This window comes from Pseudomonas putida (assembly GCF_028682475.1).
In the GTDB taxonomy this organism is placed as follows: Bacteria; Pseudomonadota; Gammaproteobacteria; order Pseudomonadales; family Pseudomonadaceae; genus Aquipseudomonas; species Aquipseudomonas putida_AG.
Window position 1 is genome coordinate 55,597 of record NZ_JANHLE010000004.1, and the last position, 15,981, is coordinate 71,577.

13 protein-coding genes are annotated in these 15,981 nt (G+C 59.5%); 1 reads left to right on the forward strand and 12 read right to left on the reverse strand.

Features of this window, described 5'->3' with window-relative positions:
- Position 1: 1 nt before the first annotated feature.
- The 5 genes from tpiA to rlmE all read right to left on the reverse strand — a co-directional run bounded on the left by tpiA (position 2) and on the right by rlmE (position 5,775).
- Positions 2 to 757: a triose-phosphate isomerase gene (tpiA, locus tag NPS47_RS04840; protein ID WP_274293959.1), complete on the reverse strand. Its 756-nt coding sequence runs from the start codon at positions 755 to 757 to the stop codon at positions 2 to 4.
- Between the two features lie 66 nt (positions 758 to 823).
- Positions 824 to 2,164 (reverse strand): phosphoglucosamine mutase, encoded by a 1,341-nt coding sequence (glmM, locus tag NPS47_RS04845; protein WP_274293960.1) that lies wholly within the window; start codon positions 2,162 to 2,164, stop codon positions 824 to 826.
- 16 nt (positions 2,165 to 2,180) lie between these two features.
- On the reverse strand, positions 2,181 to 3,032 hold the full coding sequence (folP, locus tag NPS47_RS04850; protein WP_274293961.1) for a dihydropteroate synthase: 852 nt from the start codon (positions 3,030 to 3,032) through the stop codon (positions 2,181 to 2,183).
- 8 nt (positions 3,033 to 3,040) lie between these two features.
- Positions 3,041 to 4,939 (reverse strand): ATP-dependent zinc metalloprotease FtsH, encoded by a 1,899-nt coding sequence (gene ftsH, locus NPS47_RS04855; protein WP_274293962.1) that lies wholly within the window; start codon positions 4,937 to 4,939, stop codon positions 3,041 to 3,043.
- Between the two features lie 212 nt (positions 4,940 to 5,151).
- Positions 5,152 to 5,775: a 23S rRNA (uridine(2552)-2'-O)-methyltransferase RlmE gene (gene rlmE / locus NPS47_RS04860; RefSeq protein ID WP_107026437.1), complete on the reverse strand. Its 624-nt coding sequence runs from the start codon at positions 5,773 to 5,775 to the stop codon at positions 5,152 to 5,154.
- Positions 5,776 to 5,876: 101 nt separating this feature from the next.
- Here rlmE and yhbY point away from each other — a divergent pair, with 101 nt between their 5' ends.
- A complete protein-coding gene (yhbY, locus tag NPS47_RS04865; RefSeq protein WP_038606752.1) occupies positions 5,877 to 6,185 on the forward strand; it encodes a ribosome assembly RNA-binding protein YhbY in 309 nt (102 codons plus the stop codon).
- A 12-nt stretch (positions 6,186 to 6,197) separates the two neighbouring features.
- Here the strand turns inward: yhbY and NPS47_RS04870 are convergent, their stop codons facing one another.
- The 7 genes from NPS47_RS04870 to dnaK all read right to left on the reverse strand — a co-directional run bounded on the left by NPS47_RS04870 (position 6,198) and on the right by dnaK (position 15,927).
- Complete coding sequence (locus tag NPS47_RS04870) at positions 6,198 to 6,644, reverse strand: MFS transporter (protein ID WP_274293963.1); 447 nt, start codon at positions 6,642 to 6,644, stop codon at positions 6,198 to 6,200.
- A complete protein-coding gene (gene greA / locus NPS47_RS04875; protein ID WP_191831486.1) occupies positions 6,622 to 7,104 on the reverse strand; it encodes a transcription elongation factor GreA in 483 nt (160 codons plus the stop codon). The genes NPS47_RS04870 and greA overlap by 23 nt, the downstream gene beginning before the upstream one ends.
- Positions 7,101 to 10,322: a carbamoyl-phosphate synthase large subunit gene (carB, locus tag NPS47_RS04880; RefSeq protein WP_274293964.1), complete on the reverse strand. Its 3,222-nt coding sequence runs from the start codon at positions 10,320 to 10,322 to the stop codon at positions 7,101 to 7,103. The genes greA and carB overlap by 4 nt, the downstream gene beginning before the upstream one ends.
- Before the next feature lie 103 nt (positions 10,323 to 10,425).
- A complete protein-coding gene (gene carA / locus NPS47_RS04885; RefSeq protein ID WP_274114777.1) occupies positions 10,426 to 11,562 on the reverse strand; it encodes a glutamine-hydrolyzing carbamoyl-phosphate synthase small subunit in 1,137 nt (378 codons plus the stop codon).
- Positions 11,563 to 11,855: 293 nt separating this feature from the next.
- On the reverse strand, positions 11,856 to 12,659 hold the full coding sequence (gene dapB, locus NPS47_RS04890; RefSeq protein WP_274293965.1) for a 4-hydroxy-tetrahydrodipicolinate reductase: 804 nt from the start codon (positions 12,657 to 12,659) through the stop codon (positions 11,856 to 11,858).
- 13 nt (positions 12,660 to 12,672) lie between these two features.
- Positions 12,673 to 13,797 (reverse strand): molecular chaperone DnaJ, encoded by a 1,125-nt coding sequence (gene dnaJ / locus NPS47_RS04895; protein ID WP_274293966.1) that lies wholly within the window; start codon positions 13,795 to 13,797, stop codon positions 12,673 to 12,675.
- Positions 13,798 to 14,007: 210 nt separating this feature from the next.
- On the reverse strand, positions 14,008 to 15,927 hold the full coding sequence (gene dnaK, locus NPS47_RS04900; RefSeq protein WP_274293967.1) for a molecular chaperone DnaK: 1,920 nt from the start codon (positions 15,925 to 15,927) through the stop codon (positions 14,008 to 14,010).
- Positions 15,928 to 15,981: the final 54 nt, after the last annotated feature.

The following is a 15,981-nucleotide window of genomic DNA, read 5'->3' on the forward strand; positions in this document are numbered from 1 at the left end:
TTCAGTTTCCTGCGGCGCGACAAATTGCACCGAATTCGTCTGCGTTCAGGGAAGCCCCACCAATCAGGCCCCCATCGATATCCGGCATGCCGAACAGTTCAGCCGCATTGGCCGCCTTCACGCTGCCGCCGTATAGAAGTCGCACCTTCTTCGCGACTTCCGGGTTCTTTGCCGCCAGCTGCTCGCGAATGGCCTTATGCACATCCTGAGCCTGCTGTGGCGAGGCTGTCAGCCCTGTACCGATGGCCCATACAGGCTCATAAGCAATCACCGCACTGGCGAAGACATCAACACCGAACGCTTCGATGACGCTGTCCAGCTGACGCCCGACAATCTCAAGCGTTTTACCTGCTTCGCGCTCTTCGAGGGTTTCCCCTACACAGAGCACCGGCTTCAAACCGCAAGCCTGTGCCGCAGCGAACTTGCGATTGAGGACTTCGTCGTTCTCGCCAATGATCTGGCGGCGCTCGGAGTGCCCAATCAGTACCAGCTCGCAACCTGCCTCAGCCAGCTGGCTCGGTGCAACTTCACCGGTCAGCGCGCCTTGTTCAGGCTGTACCGCAGAATTCTGAGCGCCAACGGCGATCGACTTACCCTGCAATCCATCAATCACCTGATTGATGTACAGCGAGGAAGGAAACACCGCGACCTCAACACCGCTCGGCAAGGCCTGATTGCTCAAGTCCTTGATCAGCTCAGCGACGCTGGCGCGGGTACCGTGCATCTTCCAGTTACCAGCTACCATAGGGCGACGCATGCTGTACCTCGTCGGTCAAAGTGGGCGCAGATGTTACCCAACCAAATCACTGCTGGCAAGCGTATTTCAAACGCAAACTTCACTTACCAGTTTTGCCAGGGCTTCGGCGTGTGCGCGAACCTGACTTTCGTCATCGCCTTCGACCATTACCCGCACCAAAGGCTCTGTTCCGGACTTGCGCAGCAACACCCGACCACGCCCGGCCATTTCTTCGGTCACCCGGGCAGCGGCTTCTTTTACTGCCGAATGCTCCAGCGGATCGACCTTGCTGGCCCCGAAGCGCACATTGATCAGCACCTGCGGGCACTTGCGCAGGGCCTGGCGCGACTGCGCAAGGGTCTCCCCGCGGCGTTTGAGGGCCATCAGCACCTGCAGCGCAGCGATGATCGCGTCCCCGGTGGTGGTGTGGCTGAAGCACACCACATGGCCGGAATTCTCACCACCGAGAACCCAGTCGCGCTCGAGCAACTCAGCCATCACATAGCGGTCACCAACCTTGGCACGCACGAAGGGGATATCAAGATCCTTGAGCGCCAGCTCCAGGCCCAGATTGCTCATCAGCGTGCCAACGACCCCGCCCTGCAGCTTGCCGCGCTCCTGCAGGTCACGGGCGATGATGAACAGCAGCTCATCACCATCAACGACCGCACCGGTATGGTCGACCATCAACACCCGATCGCCATCGCCATCGAAGGCAATACCCAGGTCAGCATGACCAACCAGAACCGCGGCCTGCAGCGACTCGATATGGGTCGAACCACAATTTTCGTTGATGTTCAGGCCATCTGGCTGCGCCGACAACACCGTGACATCAGCACCCAGCTCGCGAAACACGCTTGGCGCCACCTTGTAGGTAGCACCGTGCGCGCAATCGACCACCAGCTTGAGGCCGGCAAAATCGGTACTGGTCGGCACACTGCTCTTGCAGAACTCGATATAGCGCCCGGCAGCATCGTTGATTCGCGACACCTTGCCCAGCTTGCTTGACTCGACCACGGTCATTGGCTGATCGAGCAATTCTTCGATCATCAGTTCGACTTCGTCAGGCAGCTTGGTACCCTGGCCGGAGAAGAACTTGATGCCGTTGTCGTCATGCGGGTTGTGCGAGGCACTGATAACGATGCCCGCCTCGGCATGGAAGGTCCGGGTCAGGTAGGCGATGGCCGGGGTCGGCATCGGCCCGAGCAGCATCACATCGGCGCCTGCAGCGGACAGACCGGCCTCCAGGGCAGACTCGAACATGTAGCCGGAAATACGCGTATCCTTGCCAACCAGCACCCGGCAAGCACCTTGCTTGCGAAAGGCCATGCCTGCCGCCCAGCCGAGCTTTAACATGAAGTCAGGGGTGATGGGGTATTCACCGACACGGCCACGAATACCGTCGGTACCAAAATATTTTCTGCTCATAGATGCTCCATCACGCTTATTCGGCGGTTTGAACCGCTGCAATCATCCGCACTACATCGGCGGTTTCGGCGACATCGTGAACACGCAGGATGCTCGCACCCTTGGTCATCGCCAGCGCAGCCAGGGCAAGGCTGCCATAGAGCCGTTCTCCGACCGGACGGCCCAGGGCCAGACCGATCATGCTCTTGCGTGAAACGCCCACCAGTAATGGACGCCCCAGCTGATAAAGCGCTTCCATGTGCTTGAACAGGCTAAGGTTGTGTTCCAGCGTCTTGGCAAAGCCGAAACCCGGATCGAGGATGATCCGTTCAGCCTCGATACCGACTGCCGCACACGCCGCCATTCGCTCTTCAAGATAGCTCGCCACCTCGGCGGTGACATCCTGGTAATGCGGATCGTCCTGCATGTCGCCCGGTTCGCCGCGCATATGCATCAGGCACACGGGCAAGCCGGTTGCTGCAGCAGCGTCCAGAGCGCCATCACGACTGAGCGAGCGCACATCGTTGATCAACCCGGCGCCAAGCCTGGCCGACTCACGGATCACCGCTGGGGTCGAGGTATCGACCGAGATGATCACATCGAGTTCACGATTGATGGCTTCGACGATCGGGGCAACGCGCTCAAGCTCTTCAAGCGCAGACACCGCTCGAGCACCAGGGCGAGTGGACTCGCCACCGACATCGACCAGGGTCGCACCGGCAGCCACCATCGCCTCGGCATGACGCAATGCCGCATCACGCTGGGTGAAACGACCGCCATCGGAGAAGGAATCGGGGGTGATATTGAGGATACCCATGACATGGGTACGGGACAAATCAAGAACCCGGTTGCCGCAAGGCAACCGGGTTGGGTACTGCTGTGACGTCATAAGAGCCCTTAGATTTGCGCCGCCGGGCCGCCAATCGGCGATTCCGGGCGATCACTCTGCGGTGCAGGCGTACCCGAGCCATCTTCCCAGTCACGTGGCTCGCGCGGAGTACGGCCGGACATGATGTCGTCGATCTGCTCGGCATCAATGGTCTCGTACTTCATCAACGCATCGGCCATGGCGTCGAGCTTGTCGCGGTTATCCGTAAGGATCTGCTTGGCGGTGGCATAGCACTGATCGATGATGCTGCGCACCTCGGAGTCGATCAGCTTGGCCGTTTCGCCCGAAACGCTGGCATGCTGGGAACCGGCGCTGCGACCCAGGAACACTTCACCTTCTTCCTCGGCATACATCAGCGGCCCAAGTTTTTCCGACAGACCCCATTTGGTGACCATGTTCCGGGCAATCTGGCTGGCCCGCATGATGTCGTTGGAAGCACCGGTGGTCACGCCGTCGAAGCCCAGGGTCATTTCCTCGGCGATACGGCCGCCGTACAGCGAGCAGATCTGACTGATCAGCGCACGCTTGGACAGGCTGTAACGATCTTCCTCAGGAAGGAACATGGTGACACCCAAGGCGCGACCACGCGGAATGATCGACACTTTGTAGACCGGATCATGCTCAGGCACGACGCGACCAACGATGGCATGACCGGCTTCGTGATAAGCGGTATTGCGCTTCTCTTTCTCGGACATGACCATGGTTTTGCGCTCAGCGCCCATCATGATCTTGTCTTTGGCCAGTTCGAATTCTTTCATTTCGACCACGCGCTTACCGCCACGGGCAGCGAACAGCGAGGCTTCGTTGACCAGGTTGGCAAGGTCGGCACCGGAGAAGCCAGGCGTACCACGGGCGATGACTGCCGGGTTGACGTTGTCGCCGACCGGCACTTTGCGCATGTGCACCTTGAGGATCTGCTCACGACCGCGAATATCCGGCAAGCCGACCACGACCTGACGGTCGAAACGACCAGGACGCAGCAGCGCAGGGTCGAGCACATCAGGACGGTTGGTGGCGGCAATGACGATGATGCCGTCATTCATCTCGAAGCCATCCATCTCCACCAGCAACTGGTTGAGGGTCTGCTCGCGCTCGTCGTGACCGCCACCCATGCCGGCGCCACGATGGCGACCAACGGCGTCGATTTCGTCGATGAAGATGATGCACGGGGCGTGTTTCTTCGCCTGTTCGAACATGTCGCGAACACGGCTGGCGCCGACACCGACGAACATTTCGACGAAGTCGGAACCGGAGATGGTGAAGAACGGAACCTTGGCTTCACCGGCAATGGCCTTGGCCAGCAGGGTTTTACCGGTACCCGGTGGGCCGACCATCAACACGCCACGCGGGATGCGGCCACCCAGACGCTGGAACTTGCCTGGATCGCGCAGGAACTCTACCAGCTCGCCAACCTCTTCCTTGGCTTCGTCGCAACCTGCGACATCGGCGAGGGTGGTCTTGACCTGGTCTTCGGACAGGAGGCGCGCCTTGCTCTTGCCGAAGCTCATCGGCCCGCCCTTGCCACCTGCACCACCTTGCATCTGGCGCATGAAGAACATGAATACGGCAATGATGACCAGGATCGGGAAGCTGGCGACCAGCAGCTGGGTCCAGATGGACTGCTGTTCAGGCTGCTTGCCTTCGACCACGACGTGGTTGTCGACCAGATCGCCGATCAGGCCGTTGTCCTGAATGGCCGGACGGATGGTCTTGAAGCTGTCGCCATCGGTACGCTTGCCGGTGATGACATAGCCATCGACCGCTACGCGCTCGACCTTGCCATCCTTGACCTGCTGAATGAAGTCGGAATAGTTGAGGGTCTGTGGCTCATTCGGGCTGGAGAAGTTGTTCATCACTGTCACCAGGACAGCTGCGATGATCAACCACAGGATCAAGTTCTTTGCCATATCGTTCAATTAGCTACCCTCTGAAGCCGGCTGACGGCGCAGCCGTGCCTCGCATGATATTCACCGGCCTAACTTACTACATAACCTACACATCTGCAGGCGCCGTCTGTAACCCTTTGTGAAACCTAGACTACACGATGTTCATCCAGGTCAGGCAGGACAGCCGATTGGAAAAAACTATCGGGCACCCTGAAAGCCTCCGGCCTGAAGCCTTACTCGCCGCGATAACCCCTCGCCAGCAAGTACTGCTCGCGGGAGCGGTCCCGCGAAGAATCCGGCTTGATCATCTGAACCTTGTCGAATTTCTGACGAGCGTCCTTCAGATATACGTCAAAGCCTTCGCCCTGGAAAATCTTGATGAGGAAATCTCCACCCGGTTTGAGCACCCGGCTCGCCAGATCAAGGGCCAGTTCACAGAGGAACATGGACTTGGGGATATCCACAGCAGGCGTACCACTCATATTGGGGGCCATATCGGAAATCACAAGGTCTACGTGTGAATTACCGACCGCCGCAAGGATCTGCTCCAGCACTTCGTCCTGGGTGAAGTCGCCCTGAACGAAGGTAACGTCCGGAATACTGTCCATTTCGAGGATGTCCGAGGCAATCAGACGACCCTGACCGCCAATCAGACGACTGGTCACCTGCGACCAGCCACCCGGGGCAGCACCGAGGTCGACTACGCTCATACCTGGGCGGATAATCCGGTACTTTTCCTGGATTTCCAGCAATTTGTAGCTCGCTCGCGAGCGATAACCATCCTTTTGCGCCTTTTTGACGTAAGGATCGTTGAAGTGTTCTTTCAGCCAGCCAAGGCTTGTCTTGGAACGCGCCACTGGGCACCTCGATGATTAGGGTCGTGATTAACTGGGCGGATCCACGGGCCCTCGGGTAAAATGGCCGCCATTTTTACAGAATCAGACACAAGGGTCAGATTATGCCGCTCAATAACGAGCAGAAGAAACAGTACAAATCCATTGGCCACGATCTGAAACCAGTTCTGATTGTGGCAGGCAACGGGCTGACTGAGGGCGTTATCGCCGAACTCGAACGCGCTCTGGCCGATCACGAACTGATCAAGGTCGAGATTCGCTCGGAAGATCGGGAAGAACGTGCCGCCGCAATCGCCGCACTGTGCAAAGCCGGTCGCGCCGAACTGGTGCAGACCATCGGCAAAAAGGCGCTGATCTACCGCCGCAACCCACAGCCGAACAAGCAGTTGTCGAACATCCATCGCTACAAGTGATGTTCGCCGCGGTCAGTGGCGCGCCCTGCGCGCCCTGCCCGGCACCGGCTGCATGACCAGCAACAATCCGGTTAGACCCAGCACCAGGTAACAGAACAACTGCCAGCGCAGTTCCTGGGGCAATCCCACGCGCAAGGCGAAATACGCCACGCACGCCAGCATCGCCATCAACAGCAACTGCCCACGCATGTCCCGCCACAGACTGGCCAGGCCCTGCGCCTGAATCAGCACCAGTGCCTGCACGCCTGCGCAAAACGCCGCAAACGCCACCAGCAACGATGCCATCAGGCTACCGATATCCTCGATCAACAACGGCGCCAGGCCAATCTGGCCCAACGCCGGCAGCAGACCGAAATGCAGCATCCACAGGCTACCCACCCAGAACACCTGGGTCAGTTGCCAGATTGCCGGGGCAGCAGCAAAGCCCCGGCGACGTTCAGATGTGCTTGACTTCGACAATCTCGTACTCGACCGTACCGCTTGGCGTCTTGATCACCACGGTATCACCCTCTTCCTTGCCAATGATGGCACGGGCGATCGGAGCACCAACCGAGAGCTTGCCCTGCTTGACGTCCGCTTCGTCCTCACCAACGATCTGGTAAGTCACCTGCTCGCCGGTCTCGGTGTTTTCCAGGTCCACGGTGGTACCGAAAATCACCTTGCCGGTGTGGGCGATGGTGGTGACGTCGATCACCACCGAGTTCTGCAGACGGCCTTCGATATCACGAATACGCGCCTCGACCATACCCTGCTCTTCACGGGCAGCGTGGTACTCGGCGTTTTCCTTGAGATCGCCCAGCTCGCGGGCCTCACCAATAGCCTGGCTCAGGCGCGGACGCTCGGTCTTGCTCAGGAACAGGTGCTCTTCCTCCAGGGCGCGAGCGCCCTGAACGGTCATCGGGTACTTGGTAATGCTCATGCTTCGAGTCCTGCATGCAGATCCTGCAAGCGGCGAACGGTCTTTTCAGGACCAAATTTCAGCGCTTCGCAGATGGCTTCACCGGCCGCAATGGTGGTGGTGCAGTAGATCTTGTGCTGCAACGCATTGCGACGAATCGAGTAGGAATCGGCAATCGACTGACGGCCTTCGGTGGTGTTGATGATCAACGACACTTCGTCGTTCTTGATCATGTCGACCACGTGCGGACGACCTTCGGTCACCTTGTTCACGCGACGCACTTTCAGGCCAGCCGCTTCGATAACCTTGGCGGTACCGACGGTGGCAACCACTTCGAAGCCCAGGGCGATCAGGTCGCGAGCAACACCGGCCACTTGTGGCTTGTCGTCGTCACGCACGCTGATGAACGCAGTACCACCGGTCGGCAGCACTTCGCTGGCACCCATCTGGGCCTTGGCAAACGCTTCACCGAAGCTGTCGCCGACACCCATGACTTCACCGGTGGATTTCATCTCAGGGCCGAGGATCGGGTCAACACCCGGGAACTTGGCAAACGGGAACACCGCTTCCTTGACGCTGTAGAAGTTAGGAATGATTTCCTTGGTGAAACCGATTTCCTTCAGCGATTTACCAGCCATGACGCGCGCGGCAATCATCGCCAGCGAAGTGCCGATGCACTTGGAAACGAAAGGCACGGTACGCGAAGCGCGCGGGTTGACTTCGATCACGTAGATCTTGTCGCCCTGCAGCGCCAGCTGGACGTTCATCAGGCCGACAACACCCAGCTCCAGGGCCATTTTCTTGACCTGCTCGCGGACTTCGTCCTGAACATGGGCTGGCAGCGAGTACGGTGGCAACGAGCAAGCCGAGTCACCGGAGTGAACACCCGCCTGTTCGATGTGCTGCATGATCGCACCGATCACCACGTCCTTGCCGTCGCAGACCGCATCCACGTCCATCTCGATGGCGCAGTTGAGGAAGTGGTCGAGCAGTACCGGGCTGTCGTTGGACACTTGCACCGCTTCACGCAGGTAGCGCTTGAGCTCGTCCAGCTCGTAGACGATCTCCATCGCACGGCCGCCCAGTACGTAGGACGGGCGCACCACCAGCGGGTAACCGATGACACCGGCAGCACGAATCGCTTCGTCTTCGCTGCGTACGGTAGCGTTTGGCGGCTGCAGCAGGTTCAGACGCTGAACCATGTGCTGGAAGCGCTCACGGTCTTCAGCACGGTCGATGGCGTCAGGGCTGGTACCGATGATCGGTACGCCGGCTTCTTCCAGGGCACGCGCCAGTTTCAGCGGAGTCTGGCCGCCGTAGTGGACGATCACGCCTTTTGGCTTCTCGACGCGAACCACTTCCAGCACGTCTTCCAGGGTCAGCGGCTCGAAGTACAGGCGGTCGGAAGTGTCGTAGTCGGTGGAGACGGTTTCCGGGTTGCAGTTGACCATGATGGTCTCGTAACCGTCTTCACGCAGGGCCAGTGCCGCGTGTACGCAGCAGTAGTCGAACTCGATACCCTGACCGATACGGTTAGGACCGCCACCGAGGATCATGATCTTGTCGCGGGTCGACGGGTTGGCCTCGCACTCTTCCTCGTAGGTCGAGTAAAGGTAGGCGGTGTCGGTGGCGAACTCGGCCGCGCAGGTGTCAACGCGCTTGTAGACCGGGAACACTTCCAGCTTGTGACGGTGACGACGCAGATTCTTGTCGGTGATACCCAGCAGCTTGGCCAGACGCTGGTCGGAGAAGCCCTTGCGCTTCAGACGCAGCATCAGGTCCTTGTCGATGGCCGACAGGGCCAGGGTCTTGACCTTCTCTTCTTCTTTGATCAGGTCTTCCATCTGCACCAGGAACCAGTGGTCGATACCGGTCAGGGCGAAGATTTCATCACAGGTCATGCCCGAACGCATGGCGTCGGCCACGTACCAGATGCGCTCGGCGCCCGGCACGGTCAGCTCGCGCTTGAGGATGCTGGCAGCGTCAGGGCTGGCCAGGTCGACTTTCGGGTCGAGGCCGCAAACACCGACTTCCAGACCGCGCAGGGCTTTCTGCAGGGATTCCTGGAAGGTCCGGCCGATGGCCATGACTTCACCCACGGACTTCATCTGGGTGGTCAGGCGGGCGTCGGCTTTCGGGAATTTTTCGAAGGCGAAACGTGGCAGCTTGGTAACGACGTAGTCGATCGACGGCTCGAAGGAAGCCGGGGTACGGCCGCCAGTGATGTCGTTCTGCAGCTCGTCGAGGGTGTAACCGACGGCCAACTTGGCGGCGATCTTGGCGATCGGGAAGCCGGTAGCTTTCGATGCCAGGGCCGAGGAGCGCGACACCCGCGGGTTCATCTCGATCACGACCATACGGCCGGTGTCCGGGCAGATACCGAACTGCACGTTGGAACCGCCGGTTTCCACACCGATTTCACGCAGCACCGCCAGCGAGGCGTTGCGCATGATCTGGTATTCCTTGTCGGTCAGGGTCTGTGCCGGCGCCACGGTGATCGAGTCACCGGTGTGCACGCCCATCGGGTCAAAGTTCTCGATCGAGCAGACGATGATGCAGTTGTCCTTTTTGTCGCGGACCACTTCCATCTCGTACTCTTTCCAGCCGATCAGCGATTCGTCGATCAGCAGCTCTTTGGTCGGCGACAGGTCCAGACCACGGGCGCAGATTTCTTCGAATTCTTCACGGTTGTAAGCAATGCCGCCACCGGTGCCGCCCATGGTGAAAGACGGACGGATGATGCACGGGAAGCCGAGCTTCTCGAGCACTGCGTTGGCTTCTTCCATGCTGTGGGCAATGCCGGAGCGCGGGCATTCCAGGCCGATGGCCTTCATCGCGGTATCAAAGCGCGAACGGTCTTCGGCTTTGTCGATGGTGTCGGCGTTGGCACCGATCATTTCCACGCCGAACTTTTCCAGAACGCCTTCGCGCTCCAGGTCCAGGGCGCAGTTCAGGGCAGTCTGGCCACCCATGGTCGGTAGCAGTGCGTCCGGGCGCTCTTTTTCGATGATCTTGGCAACGGTCTGCCACTTGATCGGTTCGATGTAGGTGGCGTCGGCCATGGCCGGGTCGGTCATGATGGTGGCCGGGTTGGAGTTCACCAGGATGACGCGATAGCCCTCTTCGCGCAGGGCTTTACAGGCCTGGGCGCCGGAGTAGTCGAATTCGCAGGCCTGGCCGATCACGATCGGGCCAGCGCCAAGAATCAGGATGCTTTTAATGTCTGTACGTTTTGGCATGGGTATCACTCAATTCCGCAGGTCAGTCGGCAAGCCGCTTTGAACATTCTTGGGGCAGCACCTGAACGCGGCTTGCACCGGTTCAGGGCCTCCTCGCAGGTGCTCAGCGGCGCTTGGCCATGGCATCGATGAAACGGTCAAACAGAGGCGCGACGTCAGTCGGACCCGGGCTGGCTTCAGGGTGACCCTGGAAGCTGAACGCGCTCTTGTCGGTGCGCTCGATCCCTTGCAGGGTACCGTCGAACAGCGACTTGTGGATGGCGCGGACGTTGCCTGGCAGGGTTGCCTCATCAACTGCGAAACCGTGGTTCTGGCTGGTGATCATCACCACGCCGGTATCCAGGTCCTGGACCGGGTGGTTGGCACCGTGGTGACCATGACCCATCTTGACGGTCTTGGCACCGGAGGCCAGGGCCAGCAGTTGGTGACCCAGGCAGATACCAAATACCGGAATCTCGGTTTCGAGGATGTCCTTGATCGCCTGGATCGCGTAGTCGCATGGCTCCGGATCACCAGGGCCGTTGGACAGGAACACGCCATCGGGGTTGAGCGCCAGGACTTCGCTGGCCGGGGTTTGCGCCGGCACTACGGTCAGGCGGCAGCCGCGGGCAACCAGCATGCGCAGGATGTTCAGCTTGACGCCGAAGTCGTAGGCAACCACGTGGTACGGCAGCTCGGCGGCGTCGATGGTCGCGTGGCTGTCGGTTTTCAATTCCCAGACGCTGGAGCGCCATTCATAGCTGGACTTGGTGCTGACGACTTTCGCCAGGTCCATGCCCTTGAGGCCAGGGAAACCGCGAGCGGCGGCGATTGCAGCCTCTTCGCTGATGTTGTCGCCGGCCAGGATGCAACCGTTCTGCGCGCCCTTCTCACGCAGGATGCGCGTCAGACGACGCGTGTCGATACCGGCGATCGCAACCACGTTGTTGGCTTTGAGGTAGTCAGGCAGCGACTGCTTGTTGCGCCAGTTGCTCGCAATCAGTGGCAGGTCGCGAATCACCAGACCGGCCGACCAGACACGGTCGGACTCGGCGTCTTCCGGCGTGGTGCCGGTGTTGCCGATGTGCGGGTAAGTCAGGGTAACGATTTGCTGCGCATAGGAAGGGTCAGTCAGGATTTCCTGATAGCCGGTCATTGCGGTGTTAAACACCACCTCACCAACGGTTTGTCCGTCGGCTCCAATGGCTTCACCGCGAAAAATGCTGCCATCGGCAAGGGCGAGTATGGCTGGCTTAGTCAAGAAGACCTCCCGTAAATCTAGCCTGAAGGGGCGATCGCAGGTTGCAAAAAAGCGGAATGACGTATAGACACGTCACCCCGCTTTCTTAATCGAATTATCTGCGCGCTTTTAGTGGACACACTAAAGCTGTAGCTTACAGAAAAACGCTTTTTTGGTCTACCACTGATGTGCCTGAAAGACGCAGGAATGCGACAGTGGGAGCGGGCTTGCCCCGCGATGCGGTGTAAGCCTCAAAAAGCAATCGCGGGGCAAGCCCGCTCCCACAGGCAATTGCCCCCGCTTGACAGGGCGGATCAACGCAGGTCGAGCACGTCCTGCATGTCGTACAAGCCAGGCGCGCGCCCGTCCAGCCACAGCGCGGCACGCACCGCACCCTTGGCAAAGGTCATGCGGCTGGAGGCCTTGTGGGTGATCTCCAGGCGCTCACCATCAGCAGCGAACAGCACGGTGTGATCACCGACCACATCACCGGCACGCACAGTGGCGAAGCCGATGGTCTGGCGATCACGCGCACCGGTCTGACCTTCACGACCATACACCGCCACTTCCTGCAGATCGCGCCCCAGCGCATTGGCAACGACCTCACCCATGCGCAGCGCGGTACCCGACGGGGCATCGACCTTGTGCCGGTGGTGAGCCTCGATGATTTCGATATCGACATCATCACCGAGCACCCGCGCAGCCATGTCCAGCAGCTTCAGGCTGAGGTTGACGCCAACACTGAAGTTGGCGGCAAAGACGATCGGAATGTCTTTACCCGCTTCGGCCAGCAGCTGCTTCTCTTCGACGCTGAAACCGGTAGTGCCGATGATCATGGCCTTGCCTGCTTTACGGCAGAACTCCAGGTTCTTCAGGGTTACCGACGGATGAGTGAAATCGATCAGCACGTCGAACTCATCGGCAACCTTGGCCAGATCGTCAGACAGCGGTACGCCGATTCGACCCAGCGCCGCCAACTCACCGGCATCAGCCCCGACCAGTGAACTGTCCGGACGATCAATCGCCGCCGTCAGGCCGGCACCCGGCGCCTGCTGCACCGCTTCGATCAGGGTTTTACCCATGCGCCCTGCCGCACCCATTACCGCTATACGTCGCATGCCCTATTCCTTCTTACAAGTCGCCGAAGAAGCGCTTAACGCCTTCGAACCAGCCATTGGCTTTCGGCGAGTGGGAACTGTCGCCTTCCAGCGAATCGCGCAGCTCTTCGAGCAGCTCACGCTGGCGACGGCTGAGATTGACCGGTGTTTCGACGGCGACGCGGCACATCAGGTCGCCAGCGCCACCGCCACGAACCGGCGCCACACCCTTACCACGCAGACGGAACTGCTTGCCGGTCTGGGTACCTTCCGGAATCTTCAGCTTGACCCGACCATCGAGGGTCGGCACTTCCAGCTCGCCACCCAACGCAGCATCGGTGTAGCTGATCGGCACTTCGCAGTACAGGTGCTTGCCGTCACGCTGGAAGATCGGGTGTTCACGCACGTTGATCACAACGTACAGGTCACCGGTCGGACCACCATGAGAACCGGCTTCACCTTCACCGGACAGACGAATGCGATCGCCTGTATCGACACCGGCCGGCACCTTGACCGAAAGGGTTTTGTACTCTTCGACACGACCTTCGCCGTGGCAGGAACCGCACGGATCAGTGATGATCTTGCCCTGGCCATGGCAACGCGGGCAGGTCTGCTGGACCGAGAAGAAGCCCTGCTGCATGCGCACCTGACCGATACCACCACAGGTCGGGCAAGTCGAAGGCGACGAGCCCTTCTTGGCGCCGGAACCGTCACACGGCGCACAATTGACCAGTGTCGGCACACGGATATTGACCGTGGTGCCACGCACCGCTTCTTCCAGGTTCAGCTCCAGGGTGTAACGCAGGTCGCTGCCACGCTGGGCACCGCCACGCGAACCACCGCGGCCACCACCGAAGAAGTCGCTGAACACGTCACCGAAAATATCGGAGAAGTTCGCGCCACCAAAGCCGGCACCGCCGCCACCCATGCTCGGATCGACACCGGCATGACCGTACTGATCATAGGCGGCGCGTTTGCTGGCATCGGAGAGCACTTCGTAAGCCTCGTTGGCTTCCTTGAATTTCTCTTCCGAGTCTTTGTCATCAGGGTTACGGTCCGGGTGATGCTTCATCGCCAGACGACGATAGGCCTTCTTCAGGTCCGCTTCACTGGAGCCGCGCTCAACTCCCAGAACTTCGTAATAGTCACGCTTTGCCATAAGTCTTTGCACTCTTGAGGACGTTCGGCAAACCTCTGCGCATTCCGCGCTGTGCCGCCAGCAGCTGCCTCAACCCCCTCCAGGAGGCCTGACAGATGCTGTAAAAATTCGGGTATTGCAGACACGCCAACGCGGGAGCAAGCCCCCGCGCGGCGACATCCTACCAGCCAACTACCAACAAGCAGTCAACCGGCCGACAACCTGTAGCAATTACTTGTTGTCTTTGACTTCTTCGAACTCAGCGTCGACGACGTCGTCGTGCTTGGCTTCTGCTTCAGCTTGCTGAGCGCCGCCCTGAGGCTGTTCGGCCTGCTGCTCGGCGTACATCTTCTGAGCAACTGGAGCCGAGACTTTCGACAGCTCTTCGACTTTGGCGTCGATGGCAGCCTTGTCGTCGCCTTTGATAGCGGCTTCCAGGGCAACCACGGCAGCTTCGATCGCAGTCTTCTCTTCAGCAGTGACCTTGTCACCGGCGTCAGCGACCATCTTGCGAGTCGAGTGAACCAGTGCGTCACCCTGGTTGCGGGCAGCGGCCAGTTCTTCGAACTTGCGGTCTTCTTCCGAGTTCGCTTCAGCGTCGCGGATCATCTGCTGAATTTCTTCATCGGACAGACCGGAGTTGGCCTTGATCACGATCGACTGAGTCTTGCCAGTAGCCTTGTCTTTGGCGCCTACGTGCAGAATGCCGTTGGCGTCGATGTCGAAGGTTACTTCGATCTGTGGCACGCCACGTGGTGCTGGTGGAATCTCGGCCAGGTCGAACTTGCCCAGGGACTTGTTCTGTGCAGCCTGCTTACGCTCACCCTGCAGCACGTGAATGGTCACGGCGCTCTGGTTGTCATCGGCAGTCGAGAACACTTGCGACTTCTTGGTCGGGATAGTGGTGTTCTTCTCGATCAGCGCGGTCATCACACCGCCCATGGTTTCGATACCCAGGGTCAGCGGGCTGACGTCCAGCAGCAGTACGTCTTTGACATCACCGGCCAGTACCGCACCCTGGATCGCAGCACCCATGGCAACCGCTTCGTCAGGGTTGACGTCTTTACGTGCTTCTTTACCGAAGAAATCGGTAACAGCTTTCTGTACCAGCGGCATACGGGTCTGACCGCCGACCAGGATCACGTCGTCGATCTTGCTGACGTCGATACCGGCGTCTTTCATCGCGATGCGGCAAGGCTCGATGGTGCGCTGAACCAGGTCTTCGACCAGCGACTCCAGCTTGGCGCGGGAGATCTTCACGTTCAGGTGCTTAGGACCGGTGGCATCTGCAGTGATGTACGGCAGGTTGACGTCGGTCTGCTGGCTCGAGGACAGCTCGATCTTGGCTTTTTCAGCGGCTTCTTTCAGGCGCTGCATGGCCAGCGGGTCACCTTTGAGGTTCATGCCGCTTTCTTTCTTGAACTCGTCGACGAGGTAGTCGATCAGGCGAATGTCGAAGTCCTCACCACCGAGGAACGTGTCACCGTTGGTGGCCAGTACTTCGAACTGGTGCTCGCCATCGACTTCGGCGATTTCGATCACCGAAACGTCGAAAGTACCACCACCGAGGTCATAAACGATCACGGTGTGGTCGCCTTTGGCCTTGTCCATACCGTAAGCCAGTGCGGCGGCGGTTGGTTCGTTGATGATACGTTTTACGTCCAGACCTGCGATGCGACCGGCATCCTTGGTGGCCTGACGCTGGCTGTCGTTGAAGTAGGCCGGAACGGTGATGACCGCTTCGGTCACTGGCTCGCCGAGGTAGTCTTCGGCGGTTTTCTTCATCTTTTTCAGGATTTCAGCCGAGATCTGTGGCGGTGCCATTTTCTGGCCGTTGACTTCAACCCAGGCGTCGCTGTTGTCCGCTTTGACAATCTTGTACGGAACCATCTGGATGTCTTTCTGCACGACGTCTTCTTCGAAGCGACGGCCGATCAGACGTTTTACCGCGTACAGGGTGTTGTGCGGGTTGGTGACCGCCTGACGCTTGGCCGACTGGCCAACCAGGATCTCGCCATCGTTGGCGTAAGCGATGATCGACGGCGTGGTACGCGCGCCTTCAGCGTTTTCGATGACCTTGGCGGTGCCGTTTTCCAGGATGGAGACGCAGGAGTTGGTGGTCCCCAGGTCGATACCGATGATTTTGCCCATGTTAACTCTCCCGAAACTTGAATTTGGTTGCCGCAGCAGTGGTGGCTAACTGCG